The following is a 23347-nucleotide window of genomic DNA, read 5'->3' on the forward strand; positions in this document are numbered from 1 at the left end:
TGACTATGCCCAAGGGGAGGGAACTGGTTGGTTTACCGGTCATCAGCCAGGACCGGGGGGAAGAATTGGGCCGGGTCCAGGACCTCCTCTATGACGAGAAAACCGGCCTTTTAAAGGCCTTGGTCCTGGCCGACGGCAGCTGGTTGCAGCAGCCCCAGGTGGTATCCTTTGAGGAATTGCAGGCCCGGGGACCCAAAACCTTTACCGTTGCCGGTGCAGAGGCCATCGGCCATGAACTGCCAGCAGGGTTAAGGCGCTGGCAGGAGATTAAAGGCCTGCGCCTTTTAAGCCGGGATGGCCAGGAATTAGGCCTGGTGGAAGATCTGGTTGTTGACCTTCCTTCCGGCCAGGTGAAAGCCTTAGAGATATCTACGGGCCTGGTTAACGACCTCCTGGAAGGGCGCCAGGAAGTTCCCCTCAGCGGGGAGATTAAGTGGGATACGCAGGCAGTAATTATGGGTTAATTTTTTAGGGAGTGAGCTAAATGTTAAATTGCCCCCATTGCGGGAGTAAATCCATCGGGAAAATCGGGACCGATCAATACTACTGCTGGGATTGTTTCGTAGAATTTAACGATCGCCGGGAAATTTTTAACGTTGCTGAGGACGGAACCTTAATATCCCTGGAAGGGTAGGGGGGCAAGGTGGGCTTGAGCTTCTGGCGTGGTTTTATCGCTGGCAGTATCATGGGGGCCATAATCAGCAGTACCTTAAAATGGCCCCGGGAAACACCCCCATTCCAACAGGAAATAGTACCCCCTGCGCCGCCAGAGGAGCAGTTCCCGGCGCGATGCAGGGGAGTTGTCCACCGTCGCCCTCAGGTTAGGCCTTAGGTTGGGAAAAGCATGACGGTAAAGCGGGCTTTAAAAATCTGGCGCCTGGCCGGGGCCGGGCTTTTCCTGGCTGGGGCCTTATTTTTCCTGTACCGCGTGCGTGGGGTTTTGACACCCTTCTTTCTGGCGGCCTTCCTGGCCTACCTTTTGAAGCCAGCCATGATGAAGCTAGAGAAAAAGGGTGTAAAGCGACCCCTGGCCATTTTACTTCTCTACCTGCTTATCCTGGCCCTTTCCCTGCCGGTATTTTTCTTTATTCTACCCAGGCTAATCCGGGAATTAAATGAATTTCTTATCCGGCTACCTGCCTTCACGGCCGAGGTTGAAGGCCTGCTTCAGGATTTCTACCAGCGGTACAATCAAGTAGCCATACCTGCCGGCCTGCGCCGGCTCTTGGATGAATCCCTCACCAGTATAAGCACCACCTTCCAGCAGGGCGCTCGCCAGGCCCTCCAGGCCCTCCTCGATCTCCTGACTGGGGCTACCAGCTTCCTCCTGGCGCCAATTTTAGCCTACTACCTTTTACGCGACAGTGAACAAATCGGCCGGGCAGCCAGCCACCTGCTACCCATCCAGATGAAAGAGGATGCTTTGGGCCTGTGGCTGGAGATCGACCGGGTATTGACCAGTTTCATCCGCGGCCACCTGCTGGTGTCCCTGATTGTGGGTCTCCTAACCGGCCTGGGCCTGGCCCTGGTCGGTTCCCGGTACGCAGTCCTCCTGGGCATAGTAGTGGGCCTGGCCGATTTAATTCCCTATTTTGGACCGGTAATCGGTGCTGTTCCCGTCCTGGCCCTGACCTTGCTGGAATCGAAAAAAACGGCCCTTTACGCCCTGGTAGTCATGGGCATTGTCCAGCAGGTAGAAAGCAGTTTACTGGCTCCGCGTATTTTAAGTGAAAGTGTCGGCCTCCATCCCCTGGTAATTATCTTTGCTCTCCTGGCCGGCGGCGAACTCTGGGGTGTGACCGGCCTGCTCCTGGCCGTACCCCTGACGGCTATTGGTTGCATTGTGGTAAAATTTATCTGGGCGCGCCTGGTTGGCAGTTAATTTGGAGTTAAAATTTTACTAACCGGCAGGAATTCTGCTCTCAACGTGGAAATAAATTAACTATAAGTTAAAAATGCTAGCTCGATTAAAGTCAAGTTAAGCCGTGCTAAAAGGAGGAAAATCAGATGCACGAGGAAATTATTAAAAAGATTAAGGCGGAAGTAGAGAGGCACCGCGAGGACATAATCCAGTTTTTACGGGACATAGTAGCCATTCCTAGCCCCAACGGGGACATCAAAGCAGTGGCCGAGCGCATTGGCCGGGAAATGAAAAAGCTGGATTTTGACGAGGTCTTCCTGGACAGTATGGGCAACATCGTCGGTCGTATTGGTAACGGCCCGAAGGTCCTGCTTTACGACAGCCATATCGACACGGTTGATATAGCCGATTCTGACCAGTGGCAGTGGGACCCTTATAAGGGCAAAATAGAGAACGGCATCTTCTACGGCCTGGGTGCCGGTGATGAGAAGAATTCCACCCCGGGGATGGTGTACGGCCTCAAGATTATGAAGGACCTGGGCCTGACCCACGACTTCACCCTTTATTACTTCGGCAATATCGAAGAGATCTGCGATGGGGTGGCCCCCAACTCCCTGGTGGTCACGGACAAGATCAAGCCCGACTTTGTTGTCATCGGCGAGCCGACGAAAATGAATATCTACCGTGGCCATCGCGGCCGGGTGGAGATGAAGGTCACCACCAAGGGCCGTACCTGCCACGCCAGCGCCCCCGAGCGCGGGATCAATGCTGTTTATAAGATGGCGGAAATTATCAAGGGTATCAGCCAGATGGGGGACGAGTTTATTGAGGACCCCTTCCTGGGAAAGGGCTCCATTGCCGTTACTGATATTCATTGCAAGACGCCTTCCATCAATGCCCTACCCGATGAGTGCTTTATTTACATCGACCGCCGTCTTACCTTCGGGGAAACCCAGGAAATGGCCGTGGAGCAGGTGCGCAAAGTGGCGGAACCCCACGGCGGTGTGGTGGAAGTGCTGGAATTTGATGAACCCAGCTACACCGGCTTTGTCTTTAAAGTCGATAAATACTTCCCGGCCTGGGCCTTACCGGAGGACCACCTCCTGGTGAAGGCCGGTCTCAAAACCTATGAGCAGCTTTTTGGCCGACCCACAGGCGTAGGCAAGTGGGTTTTCAGCACCAACGGCACCTACTGGGTGGGCAAAGCCGGTATCCCTGCCATCGGCTTCGGACCGGGCGATGAGGTATATGCCCACTCCGTCCTCGACCAGGTACCTATTGAGGATGTCGTTCGCTCCACCGAGTTTTACGCCTTCTTCCCTACCGTTTTACGGGAGATGCTGGCCAGATAGATAAAACTTGGGCCCCTCAGTTGCGAGGGGCCCAAGTTTTTTAACCCTGCTTATATTAGCCCGCCCCGTATAGAACGTCCTACCCGACGACAACCTGCTTTTGCCCTTGGGGCCTCCTAAGTACATTCATCGGCACTCTGTCGCTGTCCTTCTTTTTATAGAGGTTTGTTTTTATACCCGTCATACTTCAGGCTAGTCTATCATTATGTTAGAATAATTCTGCTGGTATTTAAGGATGGCAACTGCTTTTCTCGGAAGATTAGGATTAAAAAGGGAGAGGTAAGCAGTGAAACGTTGTATTCTTTGTTTACAGGAGCTACCCCTATTTCAAGGATTGGACAGAGCCGAATTTACCAGCGTGTGTTTGAGCGCCACGAAAAAACGGCTGGCTAAGAACACTTTTTTATTTCACCAGGGAGACAATGCCGGTACCTTATTTCTGGTGAAAACAGGCAAGCTAAAGCTGGTGCGGGTTACCGACGGGGGGAAAGAGATAATCCTGGATATTATTGGCCCCGGCGAAGTACTGGGCGAAACAGCCCTGTTCCATGACCAGGAGTACCTTTTTAGCGCTATAGCCCTGGAAGAAACGGGATTATGCTGTTTCAACAGGCATCAATTTGAGGCCCTGATTCAGAAAAACCCGGGTCTGGCCGTAAAAATTATCAGTTATTTGGGTCAAAAGCTTTATAAAACCCTGGCGCACGTCGCCGAAACCTCAGGCACCTCTACCAAAGAAAAACTGTTACGTTTATTATTACGCCTGGCGGCCGAATACGGGCGGAAGGTTCCCGACGGAACGCTCATCGAACTGGAAATAACCCAGCAGGAGCTGGCCGACATGGTGGGCGCTTCCCGGGTGATGACAGTTCAGGTACTGCAGCAATTTACAGAAGCAGGCATTATCGAACGCCAGGGTAAACACTATGTATTAAAAAGCGATCCCTGTATTGACAGGTTCTTTGCTTAGCAGTTATCCATGAACATTGGTCATGTTAAAAAATTGACAGATCTTTTTACACAGGGGTGGTAGGATAATTGACAAATCACCAAAAGGAGGTCTTTTAAAATGAGTTGCAACAGTTGCGCAACGGGAATTTTGACGCCGGAAATTAAAGAGGTGATTGCCCAGTCGGCTTTTATACCTATCACTACTTTGTCCGCTAACGGTCAACCCCATCTCATCGTCGTAGGCAAAGTTAAGGAGGTGCGGGGAGACGACACCCTGGTTTTCGGGGTTTATAAAATGGAAAAAACCCGCCAGAATCTGGCTGCAACCGGGGTCATGCAGGTGGCCGTTGTTGCCGGTAAAAAAGGGTACCGTTTAAGCGGTAAAGCCAGGGCCGAGGGTGATGAGGTACTCCTAACCGTGGAAAGCGTTGACGTCTTACTATAACCGCAGGCGCAGGCAACGTAGCAGGCAAGTTAGTAGCGATCTGAATAAGCGAGGACAGGTAAGCAGCTGAGAAAATGGTGTTTATAATAAAAAGAGGGATCGACCTATGATGTTCTGTCGCCAGGTCTATCCCTCTTTTTATTACATGAAAACAGGTATAGTGCCTGAACTGGAAAAGATTATGGACACTGTGTCAGCTTCTGAATTAAATTGGTGATATGATTTAAACCCACCGGGCGAATTTCAATTGGTACGCCCGTGTAATCAAAAAACTCAAGTAATTTTTCCTCGTCAACTGTACTTATACCGCTATCCAGGAATAAAATTCTTTCGTACCTGCCAAAATTGAGATGCGCTTCGGTTTTATCCCATCCCAGGTTTTCCTCGAAAATTTCTTTCCAGTGCCGCAACCAACCCGGGGTCAGGTAAAAAGTCCGGGCTTCCCGGCTGAACTGTTCTCTTCGTTCCTGCCCAAGTAAAATACCGATACAGTCGGGTTCCTCTGGCTGGCGGAAATTGTATTTCCGCTGCCAGGTTTTCATCTCAGGATGACACTGGCTGCCATAAATTAAAATAAGATTTTTGCCGCAGCAATCTTCAAGAGCGGGCACAAGCTTCTGCTCTAACTGCCTGTTGTCGACATGGAGTCCGGGAGTTAAACAGGAAAGTTCGGCTTTTAAATGCAGGTCGTTTAAAACCTTCTTGAGTTCTCCGGCCAGAACGCTGCAACAGATAAATTTAAAGTCTGCCATTGTTGCGCCTCCTCACGCTTTAATTTTTTAGGACAACTTGATTATATATCAGCAAAGCATCGGAGTATGTAAAATAATTTACCCGATCTCAATTGAACTGAAATGAAACATATTTTTCTCTAGCAAAATGTTGCTAAAAGGGTAAAATAGGGGCAGAGGTGATGTATGATGCAAAGCATGGAGTTACCCTTGTTTAAACGGGCCGATTTCTGGGAAGAGTCCTGGCAGGAGGAGCGCCGGCAGTCCCTCTACGGCCGGCGCCGGCCGGATCGCGATGGTACCGGCTACTGGAACCGGCGCGCCGGCCATTTTGCCCGCCAGACCGGTGGGGAAGAGGGGAAGCAGAGGGTAGCCCGGATCCTCCACTGGCTGGGCCACCACGGCGGTTTGGACCGGGACCTGGAGATCCTGGATATCGGTTGCGGTACGGGCAACTATGCTTTGCCCCTGGCCCGCCGGGCGCGGCGGGTGGTGGCTCTGGACCCGGCAGAGGAAATGCTGGCCATTTTAAAGGAGCGGGCCGGAGAAGAGGGCATAACCAATATTGAGCCGGTCCAGATGACCTGGGAGGAGGTGGACCTGGATAAACAGGGCTGGCGGGGAAGCTTTGACCTGGTCCTGGCCTTCATGAGCCCGGGGATTAAGGATGCGTCCACTTTAAGAAAAATGATCGCCGCTTCCCGGGGGGCCTGTTTCCTGGCCGGCCACTTGCGCCAGGAAATCAGCGGCCGTAAGGAGTTGTGGCAGCAGCTCATTGGCGGAGAAATGCCAGGGATACCGGCGGATGTCCTCTATATTTTCCATCTCCTCTATGCCTGGGGATATAACCCATCCCTGGAGCTGGAGCAATGGGTAAGCACCAGGGAACTGGAGCCTGACCAGGCCATTGAGGAAATGGAGATTTTCTTTTATCCCCACCTGGAACTGACGCCGGCAGTCCGCCGGGCCATTGTCGATTATGTCCAGGGCCACCTGGTGAACGGCCGCTACCTTTCCCGCCGGGAAATGACGGCCGGATACCTTTTCTGGAGCGTGAACCTTCATTGACAACCTTCGCCGCTTCAGGTATAATGTAGAAAAATTTAGCAGGGAGAACCTCGTTCACCGCCCCGGGGCGGGGGCGAGGTTTAGTTTTGACGAGGAGTTGACGTTTTTTGACGGGGAATGAGCTCCGGGAGAAATTTTTAAGCTTTTTCGCCGGTAAGGGTCATACCATTGTCCACAGTTCTTCCCTGGTACCGGTAAACGATCCGACGCTGCTTTTTACCAATGCCGGTATGGTACAGTTTAAAGACGTTTTCCTGGGCCTGGACCGGCGCCCTTTTAAACGGGCGACGACGGCCCAGAAGTGTGTTCGTGCCGGGGGCAAACATAACGATCTGGATACCGTCGGGCGTACCGCCCGTCACCATACTTTTTTTGAAATGCTGGGTAATTTCTCCTTTGGTGATTACTTCAAGCGCGAGGCCATTTCTTATGCCTGGGAATTTTTAACGCGGATCCTGGAATTGCCGCCGGAACGCCTCTGGATTACAGTCTACAAGGAAGACGATGAAGCCTACCGGCTGTGGCAGGAAGTAGCCGGCGTGCCGGCAGAACGGATAGTGCGCATGGGGGAAAAAGATAACTTCTGGGCCATGGGCGATACCGGCCCCTGCGGTCCCTGCAGCGAGATTATCTACGACCGCGGGCCGGAGCATGCCTGCAGCTCCAACCCCTGCGCCCTGGGGGCCTGCGACTGTGACCGCTGGCTGGAGATCTGGAATCTGGTTTTTATGCAGTATGAACGGGATGCCGGCGGTAATTTAACGCCTTTACCTCGCCCCAGCATTGATACCGGTATGGGACTGGAACGGATGGCATCAATTTTACAGGGCGTGGACAGCAATTTTGATACCGACCTCCTGCAGCCTTTAATCAAGGCCATGGAAGGCTTAAGCGGCCGGGCCTACGATCGCGGGGAGGCCGGCTTCCCCTTCCGAGTTATTGCCGATCATGCCCGGGCCTGTACCTTCCTCATTGCCGACGGCGTTTTACCGGGGAATGAGGGCCGCAGCTATGTCCTGCGCCGGATTTTACGCCGGGCGGCCCGATTTGGCAAGGCCCTGGGGGTGGAGGAGCCCTTCCTGTACCGCCTGGTGGATACGGTGGTCAATATTATGGGGCAGGCCTACCCGGAAGTAGCGGAGCAGCAGGAGTACATCGCACGGGTAATACGCCAGGAAGAAGAGCGTTTCCATGAAACTTTAAATGATGGCATGCGGGTCTTAAGCGGCATCATGGAGCAGGCCGGGCGGGAAGGCCGGGATACCATCAGCGGCCAGGAAGCTTTTACCCTCTATGATACCTATGGTTTTCCCGTCGACTTGACGGAGGAAATTGCCGGCGAAAAGGGTTTCAAAGTAGACCGGGCCGGCTTTGAAGAGGCCATGGCGGCCCAGCGGGAACGAGCTCGGGCGGCACGCGAAGATATAAAGGCTTTTGAATTTGCCCTGGCCTTTGCCGGCAACCTGGACGACATCGGCGGCACAGAATTTACCGGTTACGAGCGGCTGGAAGACACCGGTAAAGTCCTGGCCCTGATCCGACAAAGCGAGCGAGTTCCTTATCTGGACGAGGGGGAAAGCGGCTATGTCGTCCTGGACCGGACACCCTGCTACCCGGAGGGTGGCGGCCAGGTGGGGGACCAGGGTAGTTTGGCCTGGCCCGGCGGTGAGGCGCGTGTGCAGGATACCCGGCGCCTGCCCGGCGGGAAGATTGTCCACCAGGTGGCTGTAACTGCCGGGAAGCTAGCTGCCGGACAGGAAGTAAAGCTCATGGTGGACAGGGAGCGTCGTCTGGCCACGGCCAGGAATCACACCGCGACCCACCTGTTGCACCGGGCCTTAAAGAATGTCCTGGGTGAACACGCCAACCAGGCCGGCTCCCTGGTAACACCGGAAAGGCTGCGTTTTGACTTTACCCATTTTGCTCCCTTAACCGAAGAAGAACTCAAGGCTATAGAGAAGGAGGTCAATGCCAGGGTTTTAGCCGGTTTACCGGTAACGACCCTGGAGACTTCCCTCCGGGAAGCAAAGGCTATGGGGGCAATGGCCCTCTTTGGCGAGAAATACGGCGAACGGGTGCGGGTAGTAAAGATGGGTGATTATAGCCTGGAACTGTGCGGCGGTACCCACCTGCGTTCCACCAGCGAAGTAGGTCTTTTCCGGCTTACGAGTGAGAGCAGCATTGGTGCCGGCGTGCGCCGGGTAGAAGCAGTAACGGGTGCGGCCGCCCTGGACCTGATAAGCCGGGAGTACCAGGAACTGGCCTCTGTCGCTGGTTTGCTCAAAGTACCACCCTTCCAGGTAGCCGGGCGGGTGCAGCAGCTCCTGGAGAAAGGCAAGGAAATGGAGCGGGAAATCGCCCGCTTGCGTAACCAGCTGGCCACCTACACCGTCAAAGATTTGCTGAACCAGGTGCGAGAAGTAGCCGGGGTACCGGTATTGCAGGCCCGGGTAGATATAACCGATTCCGAAGCTTTACGAGAGCTGGCCGATAAAGTGCGGGACAAAATGGGTTCAGGCGTAGTGGTCCTGGGTTCCCAGCATGACGGTCGTGTTAATTTTGTTGCTATGGTAAGTAAAGACCTGGTGAAGCGGGGCGTCCATGCCGGGAATTTATTACGCGAGGTGGCCCGAATTGCTGCCGGCGGCGGCGGGGGCCGGGCGGATATGGCCCAGGCCGGCGGCAAGGATCCGAGCAAGCTGGACCAGGCCCTGGCTTATAGCCTTAAGGTAGTGGCCCAGCAGGTTCGCTAAGAGAAGCGGGAAACCGCAAGGAGGGTGAAGGCAATGTCCGGGGACATGCAGGAAACAATGATGTTTAAAGTAGAGAAAGAGGAGAAAGTTAAGGTCCGGGATGTGCTGGTGGAAGTACAGGCAGCTTTAAAGGAAAAGGGGTACGATCCCATAAACCAGTTGATCGGCTACCTCCTCTCAGGGGACCCGGCTTACATTACCAGCCATAAAGGGGCCCGCAACTTGATTCGCCGTGTGGAGCGCGATGAGATCATCGCTGAGTTGCTGAAGAACTATTTAACCTAATAAGGGGAGGATGATACCCATGGCCCTGTCGGATGTGGAGCTGACGGTCAACCTCTATACCGAAGGTGATAAGTTATTTGACCTCCTGAAGGCTGCGGTGCGTGACTGGCAGGGGGGCTGGGGGCATGAGCGGGAACGAGCGGCCTATGCCCTGGAGCTTTACCAGCGCTGCCTCCAAACTATGCGCGCCCACCTGGAGGAAGCCAGGGCGAAGGCCGAAGGAGGTTTCTTTACTGAACAGGATCGGCGGATTTTGAACCGTACCGAAGAAAAGCTGGCTTACTGGGAGAAAAAGCTGGATGAAATACGGAAATAGATATTCAGGAAGTTAGCACCGTGTTATACACCACCCTTGGAGCCAGCGGGATCAGGGTCTCCCGCCTGTGTTTTGGTTCCTTGACCATAGGCCCGCTCCAGGCGGGCCTGAGTATTGCTGCCGGGGCCAGCCTCCTCCGCCGTGCCCTGGAACTGGGTGTCAACTTTATTGATACGGCCCAGTGTTATGCCACTTACTCCCATATCCGGGCCGCCCTGCAGGGGTGGCAGGAACCGGTGGTGGTGGCTACCAAATCCTATGACTACACGGCAGAAGGTATGGCCCGGAGCCTGGAGGAGGCCCGGCGGGAGCTGGACCGGGATGTTATTGATATCTTTTTGCTCCACGAGCAGGAAACGCCCCTGACCCTGGCCGGCCACCGGCCGGCCCTGGAATACCTCCTGGAAGCCAAAGCGCGCGGCCTGGTACGGGCCGTGGGTATATCCTCCCATGCTGTAGCAGCGGTGCGGGCGGCAGCTGTAATGCCGGAAATCGATATTATCCATCCCCTGTACAATCAGGCGGGGCTGGGAATACTAGACGGCAGCAGGGAAGAGATGCTGGCCGCCATTACCCTGGCCCACGATAACGGCAAGGGGATCTATGCCATGAAGGCCCTGGGCGGCGGCCACCTGGTAACACAAGCGCGGCAGGCCCTGGAGTTTGTCCTGGCCACCCCGGTCATTGATGCCGTAGCTGTTGGCATGCAATCCCTGGAGGAAGTAGAGGTGAATGTCGCCTGGTTTAACGGTCGGGAACCGGCGGCGGAACTGCTGGCGCGGCTTCAGGCGAGGAGCCGCCGGCTACTGGTTGAAGACTGGTGCCGGGGTTGCGGGTCATGCGTCAAACGCTGTCCCCAGGGAGCCCTGGAACTTAAAGGCGGGCGGGCGGTAGTTGATCCGGATAAGTGCATTCTCTGCGGTTATTGTGCCGGCGCCTGCCGCGATTTTTGCCTTAAGGTGATTTGAAGTGCGCATTATGGGACTGGATGTCGGCAGCAAAACCATTGGCGTGGCTGTTAGCGACCCTTTAGGCTGGACGGCCCAGGGCGTGACCACCATTCGCCGGAAAAACAAGGCTGCCGATGTGGACGCCCTTAAGCAATTAGTTGCCAGGTACGGCGTCGAAGAGGTGGTGGTCGGGCTCCCCCGCAATATGAACGGCACCTTCGGGCCCCGTGCTGGAGAAGCCCGCGCCTTTGCCGCCAGGCTAGAGGCGGAACTGGGAGTGCCGGTGCATCTCTATGACGAGCGCCTCTCCACCGTAGCGGCTGATAAAATCCTCCTGGAGGCCGACCTGTCCCGCCGCCGCCGGCGGGCCGTTGTCGACCAGGTAGCGGCCAGTATAATTTTACAGGGATACCTTGACCGGCGGGGGCAAAATAGGGTATGATAGGCCTATCCTGGAAAAAGGAGTGAGGACATGGCCGACCAGGAAAACACCATCGTCCTGACAGATGATGAAGGGCAGGAGCATGAGTTTGTTGTCGTAGATATCCTCAATGTCGAAAATGACGAGTATGCCATCCTGTTACCAGTGGGAACCAGTGATACCGAGGCAGCAGAAGCTATTGTGCTAAAAATCGGTTTGGATGAAGATGGCAACGAGGTCCTCTATGAGATTGAGGATGAAGATGAATGGCAACGCGTGGCTGAGGCCTGGGCAGATGCCGTGGACGAAGGAGAGGAATAGGGAAGCTAAAAAGCCCGCCAGGAAGACTGGCGGGCTTTGCCTTAAATTTACTTTGTATCTCCAGTCGGCAGGAAGCATATTATGTTTTAAAAGTGTTTACGGGAAGTGGGCCCATGGTCAGGTGGAAACTGGCGGCATTTTTAGTTATTCTGCTGGGAGCGGCCGGCCTGACCGTAAGGGGAATGTATTTTTCCGGCCGCATTTTCCCGGGCGTAACCGTAGCCGGCTGGCCAATCGGAGGGATGACGCCGGGTGCTGCCCGTTTAAAAATAATGGAGATGGCTACGGAAATTCTGGACCGGGAAATTAAATTGCGCCTGGGCGAAAGGTTGGTAACAACTACTCCCCGGACCCTGGGGATGAAAATTGATATTGAGGCTACCCTGTCCCGGGCCTGGGCCATGGGCCGGACCGGAAATTTAAAGCAACGCCTGTCTGTTTTCGCATCAAACCGGCGCCGGCTGGAGCCGGTATATCAGTGGGAACAGGAGCGACTCCTGGCAGAATTAAAGCGCCTGGGCACTGATATCTTGAAAGAGCCAGTAGATGCGCGCCTGGAAATAGATAGTAACGGTAAACCCTACTTAATACCCGGGCAGGCCGGCTGGCAGGTGGATACCATGACCTTCATGAGACGCCTGGCAGAGCAATCCCGGAGAGAAGTAATCGACATTCCCTTGAACCGTGTTGAACCACAACTGACTACAGATGCACTGGCAGCCCGGAAAATTGAAAAAGCAACCGGGTCTTTTACTACCGTTTTTAATCCATCCGATACCGGCCGTACCCACAACATCCGGCTGGCGTCCAGCACTCTGGATGGTACCTGGATACCGCCGGGGGGCGAGTTCTCCTTTAACCAGGCAGTGGGGCCGCGGACCATAGAACGTGGCTACCGGGAAGCCCTGGTTATTGAAGATCGTAACTTTGTACCCGGCATTGGCGGTGGTGTCTGCCAGGTGTCGTCAACCCTTTATAATGCCGCCCTGGCTGCCGGGTTAACCGTCGTCGAGCGCCAGCCCCATGGTCTGGCCATAGGTTATGTGCCGCCGGGGCGGGATGCCACCGTCGCCTATGGCCTGATTGATCTTAAAATCCGCAATGATACTCCCTTCTGGTACTGGTTGAAGGCCCGGGTGGATAATGATAAGCTGACAATGACCTTTTATGCCGCCGAGGAAGCCCCTGCCGCTGAGGTGGTGAGCCAGGTAATTGAAAAAATCCCCCCACCGGAAGAAGTGGAAATAGTCCCCAACTGGCCCCCCGAAAAGGTGGAAGTTAAACAGGAAGGAAAATCGGGTTTCCGGACCAGGGTTATCAGGATTCTCCACCAGCAGGGAAAAGAAGGGCGGCAAGAGGTTGTCTCCCAGGATTTATACCCTCCGCTACCACGGGTCGTCCGCCGCGGGCAACCAGAGGAAACTGTTGTGCATTTCACCGGATCTTGATATAATGAAAAAAATAATTAGGGAGAGAAAAAAGGGCTATTATGGGGGAAGAGCTGGAAACAAGCTATAATCTAGCTTTCTGGCAGACCTGGCGCCGCCGGTTAATTTTTTCCCTGGTGCTAATTATTTTGTTCCTGGGCGGGAGCGGGTATTTTTTCATGACCCTGCTGGCCCCGGTGCAGCCCGGCGCCCCGGCCATAGAGGTATACATTGCGCCAGGATCAAGTTCGGCCACCATCGCCAGCACTCTTACCAGCCTGGGGATAATCAAGAGCCCCCTGGCCTTCCGGTTGGTAACCATGGCTACCGGCCTGGACACGCACCTAAAACCAGGTTACTATTTAATATCCCCCGGCCTTTCCCTGCCGGAAATCATCCGGCTGCTGGCTGCGGGCAAGGTCCAGGAGATTGAATTTACCATTCCCGAAGGATATACTGTACGGCAAATAGCCTCCTTGCTACAGCAGAAAGGTTTGGCCCGGAAGGAGGATTTCCTGCAGGCTGCAGCTCGGGATTATCCCTTTGATTTTTTGCATGGCTTGCCTTCTGGCCCGGAACACGTCCAGGGTTTTTTGTTTCCCGACACCTACCGGGTAGCCATGGGGACGCCGCCAGAGGAGATAGTGCTGATGATGCTCAAACGCTTTAACGAGGTTTACCAGGAAATTAGCCAGGAGAAAGACCCGGCCCTGGACCTAAATACCAGGCAGATCGTTACTTTGGCTTCCATCGTAGAAAAGGAAGCCAGGGTTGATGCTGAACGGCCTATCATTGCTGGTGTATATGTTAACCGCCTCAAACGGGGTATGCGCCTGGAGGCAGATCCCACGGTACAATATTTATTACCTGAACCCAAGCCCGTACTTACTTACCGGGACCTGGAGATCGATTCCCCTTATAATACCTACCGGGTTAATGGCCTGCCGCCAGGACCCATTGCCAATCCGGGCCGGGCCTCGCTCCTTGCGGCCTTAAAACCGGCTAAAACAGATTATCTATACTTTGTCGCTAAACCGGACGGTTCCCATTATTTTAGTCGTACCCTGGCCGAACACAACCAGGCAGTAGCCCGCTACCAGGCCAGGTAATTAATGCTATAATCAACCCCAGATGAAGAAAAGCGAGGGAGGAGACAATGCCTTTTCGGATTAAAATACCTCGGTCAACTATTGACCGTTTACCCCTTTATTACCGTTGCCTCAATTTAATTGAAGAGCACGGGATAGAAGAAATTTCTTCCCAGGTACTGGGAGTCAGGGTGGGAGTCGACCCTTCGGTAATCCGTAAAGACCTGGCCTGGTTTGGCGAGCTGGGTAAACGCGGCGTGGGTTATAACGTAACCTACCTGAAAGAAGCAATCGCTCGCATCCTCGGTCTGGACAAGGAGTGGCCCTTTATCTTGGTCGGGGCTGGTAAACTGGGTATGGCCCTGGCTGAGCACAACCGGAAATATGGCCGGCATTTTAACCTGGTAGGCGTCTTTGACCGGGACCCGGAGAAAATCGGCAAGAAGGTCGGGGGACGGCAAGTGAGCCCCATGGAGGATATGCCGGGGGTTATTAAAGAGTATGGGATAAAAATCGCCATGCTGGCCGTACCGGCAGAAGAAGCCCAGAAAGTGGCCCATGAACTGGTTAAATGCGGTATTAAGGGCATTCTCAGTTACGCGCCCATTACTTTGAGCGTCCCGGAAGATGTACTGGTCTACAACGCTGACTATAACCTGGACCTCCAGCGCCTGGCTTATTATATCAAAAACGACGGTAATATCTCCTGGGGAGAATAGCGGCGGCTGTTCGTTATTACTGGCACCCGAATTCAGTGGGTGCTCTTTTTTTATTTTTAACTTAAAAAATCTTTTCTGCCAGCAGGAAAATGCTCAATGCTGGCGAAATATAATTTAATAATAGCTAATGATAAAGAGAATGTTAGAACAAGGATGATCTACATAATAAGACTATTGTAGGTGTTAAGTTTTAGTATATTACTTTGCAATAGATAAATATAATTTATAACACAAGAGGTATTGTTTTCTCTTTTAAAGATGGTCTTGTTAACGCGTGGAGGGGGGTGAAAGCAAGAATAAGTGAAGGTGAGAATGAGCGCTAGGAGGTGATACATAAGGAGCTAAGGAAAGCAAGGGGTGGATTATTGCAAACAGATTAAAGAAAACAATTTTTTAGGGGGGAATAAGATGTCTCAAGAGGCTAAAGGGGCGCGCTCCCCACTTTTAAAAAGCGAAGACTGGTGGGCAGTATGGCTTGGGTTGTTTATATTTTTACTGGGACTACTAAAATTAACTGGCTCCGATGTGCTTGGTTGGGTCGTCAAAACAAATGTCTGGCTAGATTTCTCCAAAGCCCTCACGCCTGTGGCAGCTAAAGGTCTTTCCGGTTTTGCCTCATTGATTCTTACTTATCTATTTTTAACTATTGTCCTGAGCATCGGCATTTCAGCAATGGGGGGCAATGTTAGGCGCTTCATTGCAGGGTTCACCATTATCTTTTGGATTACGTATGTTTGTTGGATAATTGGCCATTATGCTTACATTGCCGCAACACCGGACCAATTCGAGAAGTATAAAATTGGCTGGGCATTAAGATTGACCGGTGAAGCAGGTTTTATTGTGGCACTAATTGTTGGGTTAATCATTGGCAACTTCTTCCCGGGATTTACAAGATTTCTTCAAGAAGCTACCAAACCTGAATGGTATATTAAAACGGCGATCGTTATTCTTGGCGCCAAAATTGGGCTTGCTGCCCTGCAATCAACCGGGCTGGCAGCCCAGGTGGTTTTCCGGGGGCTCTGCGCCATCATCGAAGCCTACCTGATTTATTGGCCCTTGGTTTACTTTATCGCCAGGAAATACTTTAAGTTTACCCCCGAATGGGCCGCCCCCTTGGCATCAGGTATTTCCATCTGCGGTGTTTCCGCTGCTATTGCCACCGGTGGCGCCATTAAGGCCCGCCCGGTAGTCCCCATTATTGTTTCTTCCCTGGTCATTATTTTTGCAGTCGTTGAGCTCATCATCCTGCCCTTTGCCGCCCAGGCCTGGCTCTACAAGGAACCCATGGTAGCCGGCGCCTGGATGGGCCTGGCCGTTAAGACGGACGGCGCAGCGGCGGCAAGCGGTGCCATGGTGGATGCACTTATCAGGAGCAAAGCTATTAGCGTGCTGGGGACCAAGTGGCAGGAAGGCTGGATGCTGATGACCACCACTACGGTAAAGGTCTTCATCGATATTTTTATTGCCATTTGGGCCTTTATCCTGGCAATTGTATGGTCTGTCAAGATTGACCGGCGTGAAGGCGAAAAGGTGAACGCAGGCGAAATCTGGCTGCGGTTCCCGAAATTCGTCCTGGGTTACGCGGGGCTCTTTATCATCGTCCTGCTTATCGGCGCCAGCGCTAGCGGCGATACGTTAAAACTGTTAAAGGCTGGGGTCGGCCAGGCGGACGCTTTCCGCGGTATTTTCTTCGCCCTGACGTTCTTCACCATCGGCTTAATGTCTAATTTCAGGAAACTGCGGGAAGAAGGTATGGGCAAGCTGGCTGTAGTGTATGTTGTTTGCCTGTTTGGCTTTATTATCTGGATTGGTCTCGTGATTTCCTGGCTTTTCTTCCACGGTATAACTCCCCCGACCGTAGCATAAGCATAGCCCTGAAAAGGAGGTAACAGAAATGGCCGAACAGGAACGCTTGATGCAACAGGAAGAAGAATGGTTCGATTTAATGCCGATTGAAAAAAGGCTAATCTCTTACAGCCTTGGTTTAGGGATTGTCTTGTTACTAGCTCTTTTGTGGATAAGCCATACCATTGTCTAAGGGTAGATTAGATCTATCTGGTAATTGGAAAAAAATTTAAGCTCAAGGTCCGGGAATGCCGGGGCCTTGAGCTCTTTTTATAAATACCAAAAATTTTTTGCCGGCAGCAGGAAAACTGCCCTCGATAGCGAAATAAATAGCATAATAACTAACGTAGTTTTATAAATATCATAGTCGTACTTGCGTGAACGTAGACATGCAGGGTAGCAAGATTTTTAAGGAGGGCAGTTTATGGATTTCTGGCAATCATTCATCGGAGGCTTTTTACCGTATATAGCTGTCGCCACCCTGGTTTTTGGCCTGGGTTATAAAGTAACCTGCTGGCTTAAAGCTCCGGTAAACCTGCACTGGGAACTTTTTCCTTACCCGCATACCCTCGGGGGTCAACTAAGCGAGCTTTTGGCAGAGGTTTTCACCCTTCGCAGCCTTTTCCACCATAACCTTAAATTGTGGTTTCCTTCCCTGGTGATGCACTGGGGTATTTACGCAGTAGTTTTCTGGCTGTTTTTCCTGCTGGTGGGGGCGCCAGTCGCCATTTATCTTGGTGTGGCAGGCGGTATATTGACCCTGACCGGTTCCTGCCTGTTGTTTTTATTCCGGTTATTTGTTCCCGGACTGCGTCAGATATCAACACCGGTGGAATACTTGAACCTGCTTTTTATCTTCCTGCTAGCCCTTGCTGCTCTGGCCAGTGGTGCACTAGGTGATTTTGCTTTCAGGAATTATTTTATCAGCTTATTAACCTTCAAACCCCACTTACCCTTGCCGGGAAGCTATCTTGTCTTTCTATTATTGTTGTGGCTTTTTATGATCTACCTCCCCTTTACCCGTATGGCTCACTTTGCCGTCAAGTATTTTACCTATCATAAGGTTAAGTGGGGTGAAGTAGAATAATGCGTAAAGTTTTTGACGACTACCGGGTACTTTCCGATGAAACTCTGCGACCTGACGAGCCGCGGGTAGAAAAATTCCTGCAGGCCATGAAGAAATCCCTCCAACAAAGGGATAACTGGACCTTTTGGTTGCCCTATACTTTATCCCTGGATACCTGCATGAAGTGTGGCACCTGCGCCGAGGTCTGCCCGGTTTATCTGGCCAGTGGGAAGAAAGATATCTACCATCCGGTTTACCGTTCCGATATGTTGCGCAAGGTCTACAAGCGTTACTTTACCCTGCCTGGCAGGCTTTTTCCCGGATTAGTAGGAGCGGAGGACTTGACGGAAGAAAAGCTCAATGCCATGGCCGAAAACGTTTACCGCTGCACCATTTGCCGGCGCTGTGCCTACGTCTGCCCGGTAGCCATTGATAACGGCGTGATTGTCCGGGAGGCCAGAAAGATCTTTGACGCTATTGATATTGCTCCTGACGAGCTCAAGAAAAACGGGACCCAGAAACAGATAAAGTTCGGTAATGCCACCGGTACACCGGCCAACGCCTTTTTGGATATGATTGAATTTCTTGAGGAAGAAATTGAGGATACAAAGGGTTATAAAGTTAAAATACCCGTTGATAAAGAGGGCGCCGAATATCTGCTCATGCATAATGCCGGTGACTATCTGGCCTTTGCCGAGACGGTTATGGGTGCGGCTGAGGTTATGGATGCCGCCGGCGTTGACTGGACCTTAAATTCACCGGCGAAAGGTGTTAACGATGCGGTTAATTATGGAGTATTCTATAGCGATGCGGAGTTTACTACAATTGTTAAAGCCCATGTAGAAACAGCAAAGAAACTGGGTATAAAGACCCTGGTGGTGGGCGAGTGCGGCCATGCCTTTGAAGCGCTGAAGTATTTAATGTTAAGGCTCATTCCTCCAGAGGAAAGGCCCTTTGAGGTCAAGAGCATCCTGGAGCTGGAAGATGAATGGATCCGGGAAGGGCGGATTAAGGTTGATCCGGAGAAAAACCCGGAACCAGTTACCTACCATGATTCTTGCAAGCTGGGCCGCCTGGGGGGGATGTATGAAGAGCCGCGGCGGATCCTTAAAGCGTGCTGCAAGGATTTTCGTGAACTGACGCCCAACAGGGAAATGAGTATTTGCTGCGGTGGCGGCAGCGGTTTTGCTATCATGGAAAAGGGTGATTTCCGCAAATTCCGTATGGAAACCTACGGCAAGCTCAAGGCCGAGCAGCTAAAGGCTTCAGGGGCCAGTATCATCGCCCTGGCCTGTTCCAACTGCAAGGGCCAGTTTCGCGAGATCATCAATTACTATCAGCTGCCGGTACGTTTCGCCGGCGTTAGCGAACTGGTCGCCAACGCCCTGGTGCGTTAAAACCTGCCGTTTTTCTTACAAACATGGGGTTATTAGCCTGTAGCCTAAATACAAAGGTACAGGTATAATAAAATCTAGCAGGAGGTGTTGGCCATGCCAGCAATTAATGTTGGTGGCATCGAAATTGAAGTTGATGAGGACGGTTTCATTGCCGATCCCAGCAAGTGGAATGAGGCCGTAGCCAAAGCCCTGGCCGAAACCGAAGGGGTAACCGAGCTGACTGAGAACCACTGGAAGGTAGTTAACTACCTGCGCCAGTATTACCAGCAGTTTGGCATTGCCCCCATGATCCGCAAGCTTTGCAAAGAAACAGGTTTCAGCCTGAAAGAGATCTACGATCTCTTCCCCAGCGGCCCGGCCAAAGGGGCCTGTAAGATTGCCGGTTTGCCCAAGCCGACCGGTTGCGTGTAAAGCAAGCATAATCAGAGAAGGCCAGCGCGCCAGTGCTGGCCTTTATATCAATCCGGGGAGGATGGTAGAAGGTGCTGCCGCCAGACGATAAAAAAAGAGAAATTGCTGCCCGGGCCAGGGAGAGGGGTATTATTTTAAATGAAGACCATTGGAAATTGATCGCTATTAGCTATGAGTATTATGATCAGCATCGAACCATCTGTACCTTGCGTAACCTGATTAAACTGAGCGGCCTGGATAAAAAGCAGATTTATAAACTTTTCCCGGGTAATCCCATTGGCGAAATCAGCCAGATTACCGGCCTGCCCATGCCAAAGGAGTGTTAAATTTTGCCCGAGGTCAGCCAGGAGTTTCCCTTTTGCCGCCAGCTTTTAAACGGGTGTTCCCCCAGCCATGTCCGGGAATTAAGCACTAGTCACTATCCACTGGCCATGTATGAACACGGTCTTGCCACAGGGGAATCTGCTTTCGGCCATGGCGGGTACATTAACATACCGGAATTACCTTCCGGTGTAGGGGTACGTAACAGTAGCCGGCCGGATATAATTGAGGAATCGGCCTATCTTCGCATCCTGCAGCCGGCAGGAGGGTGGCTATCGGCGGAGACTTTGGAAAAATTAGCTGCTTGTGCGGAAACCTACGGTAAAGGCCTTATCCACTTTACCAGCGGCGGTACCATTGAAATTTATACCACAAGAGAACAAATGGTTCCCATGGTCGGGGAATTGAACGCTGCCGGCCTGGATGTCGGTTCTACTGGCAATGATCTGCGCTGCTTAACAGCCTGCTGCGGCCCGGCCAGGTGCGATATGGCCCTGGTTGATGCTCCGGCCCTGGCAACCTACCTGGGACAGCGTTTTATTGATGAACAGCAATACCCTGGTTACCCTCAAAAGGTGAAAAGTGGAGTGGCAGGTTGCCCCAATGACTGCATCCGGGCCATGATGCAAAAGGACCACTCCTTTATTGGCGTGTACCGTGATTTGCCGCAAATAAACAGCGAAGTCCTGGCTACCTGGCAGGAGGCCGGTGGTGACTTGACCGGGCTACTTTCGGCCTGCCCGGCGGGAGCCTTGAGATGGACGGGCTCCACCCTGGCGATAGACCCGGACAAATGCTGGCATTGTATGGTTTGCATCAACCTCTGCCCGGCCATCCGTCCCGGCCGGGAACGAGGTGTGGCCTGGGTGGCAGGGGGTAAGTATGGTCACCGGGGTCCCCAAGGTCCTATGGTGGGTTATGTCCTAGTGCCCTTTATCCCTATCAAGGATGACGATTATACAACCATTGGCGATCTCTTTGGTGCCTTCCTGGAACTCTGGGCCGATAATGCCCGGAAGAAAGAACGGGTAGGTGATTTTATCTCCCGTGTGGGTCCCCTCTGGGTTATCAAGGAACTGGGACTGAAGGCTGAGCCCCAGATCCTTTTAAGTCCCAGAAGAAATGGATTTTAAACTACGAACTAAAGGAGGCTGACGGGGTGAACGCACCTGATCTGCCGGCCGGCATCATGCCCGACTACCGCCGGGAAATACCCGCCGGGTTGCTGGCCCGCCAGGGCAGCTGGGTGTGGCATGAAATGTTACAACCAGGCGTTATCCGTCACCTGGCGGCAGATGGCAGCGCCCTGTTAACGGTACGCATCCTGTTGCCCCCCAATGGTCTCTTAAGCGCTACCACCTTGCGGCAGCTGGCGCGCTGGATCCGGGAGTATGCTTTAACCGGCCGCCGGACGAGCCGCCAGGGATTTGAGTTTGTAGGTGTCAGGCCCGAAAAACTGGAAAAATTCCTGGCCGAATTGCGAGCCGCCGGCTTCCCAGCAGGAGGTACGGGCAAGTCCCTGCACCAGGTAAAATGCTGTACCTCCTTTGTCCATTGCCAGAATGCCGCCGTTGATGCCCCCAGTATAGCCAAGGCTATAACTGATCACTTTTACCGGGACTTTTTCCAACAAGAACTGCCTGCTCCTTTAAAGATTTCTATTGGTGGTTGTCCCAACCAGTGCGGCGGCGGTGTGGAAGCCGATATTGGTATTTTAGGCCTGTATGAATCCGTACCCGAAGTTGATGAGGCACGCTTCCTGGCCGCCAATATCGACATTGGCCTCCTAATATCCTGGTGTCCTACGGGAGCCATCCGGGCCTGGCAAGCTGAGAAGGGAACTCTGGTAACCATTGATGCTGATCGTTGCGTGCGTTGCACTTCCTGTGTCCAGGTGGCCCCAGAAGGCATTATTTTGAAGAAAAGAAGCTACGTGGCCATTGCTGTAGGAGGTCATGGCGGCAATGGCTACAGGGGGCCCGAAATGGCGGCTGTCGTTTTTTCCCGGATACCGGCCCGGCCCCTGGAATATAGTGCCATTATTGATCGTATTGAGGACATCATCAACTACTGGCGCCGGGCAGGAAAACCGGGCGAAAGGCTGGCCGGGTTTATAGAACGTATAGGTTGGAGCAAATTTTTGGAAACCATTGGCGCCGATGCAGTCGAGGAACTGGGAGACAAACGGTTCCCCCAAACAAATTTCCGCCGCGACCTGCATTTTCGCTATTAGGGGGAGGTAAGGGAGGCGTGCGCCTGGTAATAGCAGCGCCTCACGGGCGCTCAGGAAAAACAACCATTACCCTGGGGTTAATTGTTGCTTTGCGGCAAAGGGGTCTGGTGGTGCAGCCCTTTAAAAAAGGGCCGGATTTCATCGACCCGAGCTGGCTGACCCTGGCCGCTGGCCGTCCCTGCCGCAACCTGGATTTATATTTTCTCCCGCCGGAAAAGCTGGAGCAACATTTCAGCGTCAGCTGCCGGGAGGCCGACCTGGGGTTAATAGAAGGGGCTATGGGGCTCTTTGACGGCCTGGACCTGGAAGGGAGCAACAGCACGGCGGCCATTGCCCGTACCCTTAGATGCCCGGTTGTTTTAGTTATCGATGCCGCCCGCATGACCAGGAGTGCGGCAGCCATGGTACAAGGTTTTCAAAATTTTGATCCCCGGGTAAAAATAGCGGGTGTTATTTTAAACCAGGTAGCCCGCCCCCGTCATGAAGACATGTTGCGGCGCTCCATTGAACACTATACCGGCTTACCCGTGTTGGGAGCCCTATCTAAAAAAAGGGATTTTGTTATTCCTGACCGCCACCTGGGGCTGATACCGGCCGCAGAAAACGAGAGCATCCATGCCGCTTTGGCGGCTACAGGGGCGGCCATAGCTGCAAACGTTGACCTGGACGCCCTACTGGCCATTGCCAGCCAGGTTCCGGACCTACCTCCCGGCCCGGAGCGGCAGCAGCCGCCTTTACGGCGGGTACGCCTGGGTATTTTTCGCGACCGCGCCTTTACCTTTTATTATCCGGAAAACCTGGAGGCCCTGGAGCAGGCCGGCGCGGAAGTGGTGCCTGTAAATAGCCTGGAGGATGAAAAGCTCCCGAGCATTGAAGGGCTGTATATAGGGGGCGGGTTTCCCGAAATTTTTGCCGCCCGGCTGGAGGCCAACGTATCTCTGCGCCAGGCAGTAAAAAGGGCCATAGCCGAAGGAATGCCCGTGTATGCCGAGTGTGGCGGGCTGATGTACCTGGCCAGGCGTCTTAATTACCAGGGGCGCTGGTATGAAATGAGCGGCGCATTACCCTTTGATGTTACCATGTCCTCCCGGCCTCAGGGACATGGCTACACAACAATGCTGGTGGAAGGGGAAAATCCCTTCTTTAGCCGGGGCAGCATCATTAAAGGTCATGAGTTCCATCATTCCCGGGTAATAAATTTGGACCGCCAGGCCGTGGGTTTCCTTTACCGGGTCCAGCGCGGCTTTGGTATTGACGGCCGGGTGGACGGCATCCTTTATAACAGGGTCCTGGCCGGATACAACCATCTCTATGCTCCCACCCACCCCGAGTGGGCCGCCAATCTGGTAGGCCTGGCAGCAGGTAGCAGGTTAAAAGAAAAATAAA

The 23347-nt window shown here is 53.1% G+C and carries 25 protein-coding genes; 24 read left to right on the forward strand and 1 reads right to left on the reverse strand.

All coding sequences use genetic code 11. The annotated features are described in order from the left end of the window. Positions 1-5: 5 nt before the first annotated feature. The 5 genes from FLZ89_RS11160 to FLZ89_RS11185 all read left to right on the forward strand — a co-directional run bounded on the left by FLZ89_RS11160 (position 6) and on the right by FLZ89_RS11185 (position 4609). Positions 6-464 carry a PRC-barrel domain-containing protein gene (locus FLZ89_RS11160; protein WP_141265064.1) on the forward strand — a complete coding sequence of 153 codons (459 nt, stop codon included), beginning with the start codon at positions 6-8 and terminating at the stop codon, positions 462-464. A gap of 380 nt (positions 465-844) precedes the next feature. Then, a complete protein-coding gene (locus FLZ89_RS11170; RefSeq protein ID WP_141265062.1) occupies positions 845-1882 on the forward strand; it encodes an AI-2E family transporter in 1038 nt (345 codons plus the stop codon). Between the two features lie 125 nt (positions 1883-2007). Further along, on the forward strand, positions 2008-3213 hold the full coding sequence (locus FLZ89_RS11175; RefSeq protein WP_141304977.1) for a YgeY family selenium metabolism-linked hydrolase: 1206 nt from the start codon (positions 2008-2010) through the stop codon (positions 3211-3213). Between the two features lie 358 nt (positions 3214-3571). Continuing rightward, complete coding sequence (locus FLZ89_RS11180; RefSeq protein ID WP_373995620.1) at positions 3572-4183, forward strand: Crp/Fnr family transcriptional regulator; 612 nt, start codon at positions 3572-3574, stop codon at positions 4181-4183. A gap of 99 nt (positions 4184-4282) precedes the next feature. Next, positions 4283-4609 carry a pyridoxamine 5'-phosphate oxidase family protein gene (locus tag FLZ89_RS11185; RefSeq protein ID WP_141304979.1) on the forward strand — a complete coding sequence of 109 codons (327 nt, stop codon included), beginning with the start codon at positions 4283-4285 and terminating at the stop codon, positions 4607-4609. A gap of 179 nt (positions 4610-4788) precedes the next feature. Here the strand turns inward: FLZ89_RS11185 and FLZ89_RS11190 are convergent, their stop codons facing one another. Continuing rightward, complete coding sequence (locus FLZ89_RS11190; RefSeq protein ID WP_141304980.1) at positions 4789-5361, reverse strand: DUF1638 domain-containing protein; 573 nt, start codon at positions 5359-5361, stop codon at positions 4789-4791. 189 nt (positions 5362-5550) lie between these two features. Here FLZ89_RS11190 and FLZ89_RS11195 point away from each other — a divergent pair, with 189 nt between their 5' ends. The 19 genes from FLZ89_RS11195 (at position 5551) to FLZ89_RS11280 (ending at position 23346) form a co-directional block, all read left to right on the forward strand. Further along, positions 5551-6408, forward strand: a complete 858-nt coding sequence (locus tag FLZ89_RS11195) for a class I SAM-dependent methyltransferase (protein ID WP_216363888.1) — start codon at positions 5551-5553, stop codon at positions 6406-6408. A 107-nt stretch (positions 6409-6515) separates the two neighbouring features. Then, positions 6516-9161 (forward strand): alanine--tRNA ligase, encoded by a 2646-nt coding sequence (gene alaS, locus FLZ89_RS11200; RefSeq protein WP_141304981.1) that lies wholly within the window; start codon positions 6516-6518, stop codon positions 9159-9161. A 33-nt stretch (positions 9162-9194) separates the two neighbouring features. Then, a complete protein-coding gene (locus FLZ89_RS11205) occupies positions 9195-9446 on the forward strand; it encodes an IreB family regulatory phosphoprotein (RefSeq protein ID WP_141265058.1) in 252 nt (83 codons plus the stop codon). Positions 9447-9465: 19 nt separating this feature from the next. Then, positions 9466-9762, forward strand: coding sequence for a hypothetical protein (locus FLZ89_RS11210; RefSeq protein WP_141265057.1), 297 nt, complete (start codon positions 9466-9468; stop codon positions 9760-9762). A gap of 20 nt (positions 9763-9782) precedes the next feature. Continuing rightward, positions 9783-10730 (forward strand): aldo/keto reductase, encoded by a 948-nt coding sequence (locus FLZ89_RS11215; RefSeq protein WP_141304982.1) that lies wholly within the window; start codon positions 9783-9785, stop codon positions 10728-10730. Between the two features lies 1 nt (position 10731). After that, positions 10732-11154 (forward strand): Holliday junction resolvase RuvX, encoded by a 423-nt coding sequence (ruvX, locus tag FLZ89_RS11220; protein ID WP_141265055.1) that lies wholly within the window; start codon positions 10732-10734, stop codon positions 11152-11154. Between the two features lie 30 nt (positions 11155-11184). Further along, entirely contained in the window at positions 11185-11454 is a 270-nt protein-coding gene (locus FLZ89_RS11225; RefSeq protein ID WP_141304983.1) for a DUF1292 domain-containing protein, read from the forward strand. 113 nt (positions 11455-11567) lie between these two features. Continuing rightward, entirely contained in the window at positions 11568-12902 is a 1335-nt protein-coding gene (locus FLZ89_RS11230) for a VanW family protein (protein ID WP_141304984.1), read from the forward strand. Between the two features lie 41 nt (positions 12903-12943). Next, positions 12944-13990: an endolytic transglycosylase MltG gene (gene mltG / locus FLZ89_RS11235; protein ID WP_141265052.1), complete on the forward strand. Its 1047-nt coding sequence runs from the start codon at positions 12944-12946 to the stop codon at positions 13988-13990. A gap of 47 nt (positions 13991-14037) precedes the next feature. After that, complete coding sequence (locus FLZ89_RS11240) at positions 14038-14688, forward strand: redox-sensing transcriptional repressor Rex (RefSeq protein WP_141265051.1); 651 nt, start codon at positions 14038-14040, stop codon at positions 14686-14688. An 840-nt stretch (positions 14689-15528) separates the two neighbouring features. Continuing rightward, a complete protein-coding gene (locus FLZ89_RS11245; protein WP_253256469.1) occupies positions 15529-16554 on the forward strand; it encodes a putative sulfate exporter family transporter in 1026 nt (341 codons plus the stop codon). Between the two features lie 28 nt (positions 16555-16582). Next, positions 16583-16726, forward strand: coding sequence for a hypothetical protein (locus tag FLZ89_RS15730; RefSeq protein WP_172613576.1), 144 nt, complete (start codon positions 16583-16585; stop codon positions 16724-16726). A 231-nt stretch (positions 16727-16957) separates the two neighbouring features. Beyond that, a complete protein-coding gene (locus tag FLZ89_RS11250) occupies positions 16958-17620 on the forward strand; it encodes a respiratory nitrate reductase subunit gamma (protein WP_141265049.1) in 663 nt (220 codons plus the stop codon). Next, a complete protein-coding gene (locus FLZ89_RS11255; RefSeq protein ID WP_141265048.1) occupies positions 17620-18996 on the forward strand; it encodes a (Fe-S)-binding protein in 1377 nt (458 codons plus the stop codon). Before FLZ89_RS11250 ends, FLZ89_RS11255 begins: the two co-directional genes overlap by 1 nt. A gap of 93 nt (positions 18997-19089) precedes the next feature. Beyond that, a complete protein-coding gene (locus FLZ89_RS11260) occupies positions 19090-19407 on the forward strand; it encodes a TusE/DsrC/DsvC family sulfur relay protein (RefSeq protein WP_141265047.1) in 318 nt (105 codons plus the stop codon). A 71-nt stretch (positions 19408-19478) separates the two neighbouring features. Then, entirely contained in the window at positions 19479-19733 is a 255-nt protein-coding gene (locus tag FLZ89_RS11265) for a TusE/DsrC/DsvC family sulfur relay protein (RefSeq protein ID WP_141265046.1), read from the forward strand. A 3-nt stretch (positions 19734-19736) separates the two neighbouring features. Next, complete coding sequence (locus tag FLZ89_RS11270; RefSeq protein WP_172613577.1) at positions 19737-20861, forward strand: 4Fe-4S dicluster domain-containing protein; 1125 nt, start codon at positions 19737-19739, stop codon at positions 20859-20861. 26 nt (positions 20862-20887) lie between these two features. After that, on the forward strand, positions 20888-21961 hold the full coding sequence (locus FLZ89_RS11275; protein WP_172613578.1) for a hypothetical protein: 1074 nt from the start codon (positions 20888-20890) through the stop codon (positions 21959-21961). Between the two features lie 17 nt (positions 21962-21978). Further along, the gene (locus FLZ89_RS11280) at positions 21979-23346 is read left to right on the forward strand and encodes a cobyrinate a,c-diamide synthase (protein ID WP_141304985.1); all 1368 of its coding nucleotides are present in this window, start codon (positions 21979-21981) and stop codon (positions 23344-23346) included. Position 23347: the final 1 nt, after the last annotated feature.

Origin of the sequence: Moorella sp. E306M, assembly GCF_006538385.1 — a bacterium.
GTDB lineage: Bacteria > Bacillota > DSM-521 > Neomoorellales > Neomoorellaceae > Neomoorella.

What these genes read in the sequence shown, in the direction of transcription:
- FLZ89_RS11160 (WP_141265064.1), top strand. Translation starts at nt 6, where the DNA reads ATGCCCAAGGGGAGGGAACTGGTTGGTTTACCGGTCATCAGCCAGGAC.
- FLZ89_RS11170 (WP_141265062.1), top strand. Translation starts at nt 845, where the DNA reads ATGACGGTAAAGCGGGCTTTAAAAATCTGGCGCCTGGCCGGGGCCGGG.
- FLZ89_RS11175 (WP_141304977.1), top strand. Translation starts at nt 2,008, where the DNA reads ATGCACGAGGAAATTATTAAAAAGATTAAGGCGGAAGTAGAGAGGCAC.
- FLZ89_RS11185 (WP_141304979.1), top strand. Translation starts at nt 4,283, where the DNA reads ATGAGTTGCAACAGTTGCGCAACGGGAATTTTGACGCCGGAAATTAAA.
- FLZ89_RS11190 (WP_141304980.1), bottom strand. Translation starts at nt 5,361, where the DNA reads ATGGCAGACTTTAAATTTATCTGTTGCAGCGTTCTGGCCGGAGAACTC.
- FLZ89_RS11205 (WP_141265058.1), top strand. Translation starts at nt 9,195, where the DNA reads ATGTCCGGGGACATGCAGGAAACAATGATGTTTAAAGTAGAGAAAGAG.
- FLZ89_RS11210 (WP_141265057.1), top strand. Translation starts at nt 9,466, where the DNA reads ATGGCCCTGTCGGATGTGGAGCTGACGGTCAACCTCTATACCGAAGGT.
- FLZ89_RS11225 (WP_141304983.1), top strand. Translation starts at nt 11,185, where the DNA reads ATGGCCGACCAGGAAAACACCATCGTCCTGACAGATGATGAAGGGCAG.
- FLZ89_RS11230 (WP_141304984.1), top strand. Translation starts at nt 11,568, where the DNA reads ATGGTCAGGTGGAAACTGGCGGCATTTTTAGTTATTCTGCTGGGAGCG.
- mltG (WP_141265052.1), top strand. Translation starts at nt 12,944, where the DNA reads ATGGGGGAAGAGCTGGAAACAAGCTATAATCTAGCTTTCTGGCAGACC.
- FLZ89_RS11240 (WP_141265051.1), top strand. Translation starts at nt 14,038, where the DNA reads ATGCCTTTTCGGATTAAAATACCTCGGTCAACTATTGACCGTTTACCC.
- FLZ89_RS15730 (WP_172613576.1), top strand. Translation starts at nt 16,583, where the DNA reads ATGGCCGAACAGGAACGCTTGATGCAACAGGAAGAAGAATGGTTCGAT.
- FLZ89_RS11250 (WP_141265049.1), top strand. Translation starts at nt 16,958, where the DNA reads ATGGATTTCTGGCAATCATTCATCGGAGGCTTTTTACCGTATATAGCT.
- FLZ89_RS11255 (WP_141265048.1), top strand. Translation starts at nt 17,620, where the DNA reads ATGCGTAAAGTTTTTGACGACTACCGGGTACTTTCCGATGAAACTCTG.
- FLZ89_RS11260 (WP_141265047.1), top strand. Translation starts at nt 19,090, where the DNA reads ATGCCAGCAATTAATGTTGGTGGCATCGAAATTGAAGTTGATGAGGAC.